The organism is Pinirhizobacter sp. (genome assembly GCF_035317885.1).
GTDB lineage: Bacteria > Pseudomonadota > Gammaproteobacteria > Xanthomonadales > Rhodanobacteraceae > Pinirhizobacter.
Genome location: NZ_DATHFX010000318.1, coordinates 1 through 3,755, shown reverse-complemented (window position 1 = coordinate 3,755; position 3,755 = coordinate 1). Strand labels below are relative to the sequence as shown.

The window sequence follows — 3,755 nt, the reverse complement described above, 5'->3', positions numbered from 1 at the left end:
CGTATCCCAACATCGCCCCGCCACAGGTGACGGTCAACGCCACCTACCCGGGCGCGTCGGCGGACACCACCGAGAAGACGGTCACCCAGGTGATCGAGCAGCAGCTGACGGGTATTGACCACCTGTTGTACTTCTCCTCGTCGTCCAGTTCCGCGGGCACGGCAAGCATCACGCTGACCTTCCAGACCGGTACCGACCCTGACATCGCGCAGGTGCAGGTGCAGAACAAGGTCTCGCTGGCCACACCCCGCCTGCCTACGGAAGTCACCCAACAGGGCGTGGTGGTGGCGAAGTCGAATCCCGACTTCCTGATGTTCCTGGCGTTGACCTCCGACAACCCTGACATCGACAACGCCCGCCTGAACGACATCGTCGCCGCGCAGGTCAACGAGCAGGTGGGTCGTATTTCAGGCGTAGGTTCCACTCGCCAGATCGGCGCCGAATACGCCATGCGTGTGTGGCTCAACCCCGACAAGCTGCAGGGTTATGGCCTTTCCGCCAGCCAGGTGCAGCAAGCCATCGCCAACCAGAACGTGCAGTTTGCCGCAGGTGCCCTCGGTTCGGATCCAGCCAGCGATGGCCAGGGCTTCAGCGCCACCGTGTCAGCCGAGGGCCGCTTCTCCAGCCCCGAGCAGTTCGGCCAGATCATCCTGCGCGCCAATCCCGACGGTACCTCGGTCAAGCTTAGCGACGTGGCCAAGATCAACTTCGGCGGCCAGACCTACGGCCTCGGTTCCACGCTCGATGGCAAGCCTTCCGGCGCGCTGGGCGTGCAGCTGTTGCCCGGCGCCAACGCGCTGGATGTGGCCACCGCGGTGCGCGGCAAGATGGCCGAGCTTGCCAAGAGCTTCCCGCCGGGCGTGACCTGGCAGGCGCCCTACGACTCCACGCCGTTCGTGCGCATCTCGATCAAGGAAGTGATCGAGACGCTGATCATCGCCATCGTGCTGGTGTTCGGCGTGATGTTGCTGTTCCTGCAGAATATCCGCGCCACCATTATCCCCACGCTGGTGATCCCGGTGGCGTTGCTGGGCACCTTCGCAGGCCTCCTGGCGCTGGGCTTCACCGTCAACCAGCTCACACTGTTCGGCATGGTGCTGGCGATCGGCATCGTGGTGGACGATGCGATCGTGGTGAACGAGAACGTCGAACGCATCATGACGGAAGAAAACCTCGAGCCGAGGGAAGCCACGCGCAAGGCCATGGGCCAGATCACCGGCGCCGTGGTGGCCATCACGGTGGTGCTGGCGGCGGTGTTCGTGCCGTCGGCCTTCCAGGCCGGCGCCTCGGGCGTGATCTACAAGCAGTTCGCGCTCACCATTGCCGTATCGATGGGCTTCTCCGCCTTCCTGGCGCTGTCGTTCACGCCGGCGCTGTGCGCTTCGATCCTCAAGCCCACGCATCACCACAAGAAGAACTTCGTCTATCGCGGCTTCAACGTCGCGTTCGACAAGGTCAATAACATTTACCGGGGCCACATCGGTGGCGCGGTGAAGAGCGCGCCGATGTGGATGGGCGTGTTCCTGGTGATCTGCCTGCTGTGCGGCTGGTTGTTCAGCCGCCTGCCGACCAGCTTCGTGCCCAGCGAGGACCAGGGTTTCGCCCTGGCCATTGTCTCGCTGCCGCCCGGGGCGTCGTTGCAGCGCACGCAGAACGTGATGACGCAGATCCGCGAAAAGCTGCACGGCAACCCCAACGTCGACCGCATCTTCCAGATCTCCGGCTTCAGCTTCGTCGGTTCGGGTGAAAACACCGGCATGGCATTCATCCGCCTGAAGGACTGGGCCGATCGAAAGACCACCGCGGATGAATTCATCCAGCAAGCCAACGGCATCCTGCATGGCATCCGCGACGCCCAGATCTTCGTGGTGAACCTGCCGACCATCCGCGGCCTGTCCCAGTTCGGCGGCATCGACATGTGGCTGCAGGCCCGCGCCGGCCAGAGCCGCGACGAGCTCACCGCGGCACGCAATACCGTGCTGGGCGCCGCCATGCAGGACCCGAACATGGTGGCGGTGCGTCCGAACACGCTCGAAGACGCTCCGCAGATCCAGCTCACCGTCGATCGCACCCAGGCGCAGTCGATGGGCCTGTCGGTCAGCGATGTCTATACCGCCGTCCAGCTCACCCTGGCCCCGGTGTACATCAACGACTTCTCCTATGCCGGCCGCGTCAAGCGCGTGCTGATGCAGGCAGACACGCCCTACCGCATGGGTCCGGATGCCTTCGGCCACATCTTCACGCCGAGCACCCTGGCCACCACCACCAGCACCACGTCCACCGGCTCCACCCAGGCAACGCCGCTGATGGTGCCGTTGTCGAACGTGGTGTCGACGAAGTGGCAGATGGCATCCCCCGCCCTTAGCCGCTACAACGGTTATTCCGCGGTGGAGATCGTCGGCAGCGAGGCCCCGGGCCATTCCACCGGCCAGGCCATGAATGCGCTGTCGGGGATTGTGGATTCGAAGCTTCCGCCCACCTTCGGCTACGACTGGACAGGCCAGTCCTACCAGGAAATCCTCTCGGGCAACTCGGCAACGCTGCTCATGATCCTGTCGATCCTGATCGTGTTCCTGTGCCTTGCCGCGCTGTACGAGAGCTGGTCGATCCCGGTGTCGGTGTTGCTGGTGGTTCCCTTGGGCATGCTGGGCACCGTGGTGTTCTCCATGCTCCGCGGCATGCCCAACGACATCTACTTCAAGATCGGCTTGATCACCGTGATCGGCCTGGCGGCGAAGAACGCGATCCTGATCATCGAGTTCGCGGTGGAACAACAGGCCCAGGGCAAGACCCTGCGCGAGGCGACCATCGAAGCCTCGCACCTGCGCCTTCGCCCCATCCTGATGACGTCGATTGCCTTCATCCTTGGCGTGTTCCCGCTGTTCGTCTCTTCCGGTGCCGGCGCCAACTCCCGCCACTCCATCGGCACGGGCGTGATCGGCGGCATGCTGTTCGCCACCTTCCTGGGCCTGCTGCTGATCCCGGTGTTCTACGTCAGCGTGCGCCGCCTGCTGGGCGACAAGCTCGACGAGGTATCGCACAAACTGCCGCATTCCCGCGACCACACGGACCACGGCGACGACGGCCACGGCGGCGGCAAGGGCCCGAACGACCCGCACGCACCAAACGTCGGCGACACCAACCACCTGGATCCCGGCCCCCGAGTCTGATCCCACGCGGCACCTTCGAACCCCGGCCCAGGCCGGGGTTTTTTTTCCGCTCACCTTCGGCATCGCGCTTGAACTCGGCGCTCGGATGTGGTCGCAGGAGCCGGGGGCCATCAGCCTCGTCGCTCCGGTTTCACCGTCGCTTGGGGGAAGAGGCCGCTGCGCGGCATTGTTTTGATGGCTGCGCCCCGGCGCGCCCGCGTTGCGGGCGGGGGTTTTCGAGGCGGCCTGCGGCCTTCGCGAAAACGGCCGGCCAGGGCCGGCCCCCTGCGGGCCTTTTCCGCCCGCATCGCTCGGTTCCACAAGTCGCCGACGAGGCTGATGGCCCCCGGCTCTAGACACGTCCGAGGCGCGCTGACGGGAGAGCTGTGCGGCGGATGCGGTGCGGACCGTTAGGCAGCATGTGGCGGCTGTCGAGTAGCGTGGCCTTGCCGAGCTCTCCCCTCGCGAACCTCACCGTCCGGGCGTGGTGGGGAGTGCCGGCGGGGCCCAGCGGCGCTCCGTGCGAAGGCGAAGGGCTTCGGACGGGTCAGGCCCGAAGGGGGCCGGCCATGGACGGCCGGCCGTTTTCGTTGAGCCAGGATGGCG

1 protein-coding gene is annotated in these 3,755 nt (G+C 65.5%); it reads left to right on the top strand.

The genetic code is table 11. From position 1 onward, the window contains the following. The coding region (locus tag VK519_RS10385) for a multidrug efflux RND transporter permease subunit (protein ID WP_324349574.1) at positions 1-3,170 on the top strand (3,170 nt) is incomplete at its 5' end. Positions 3,171-3,755 lie beyond the last annotated feature (585 nt).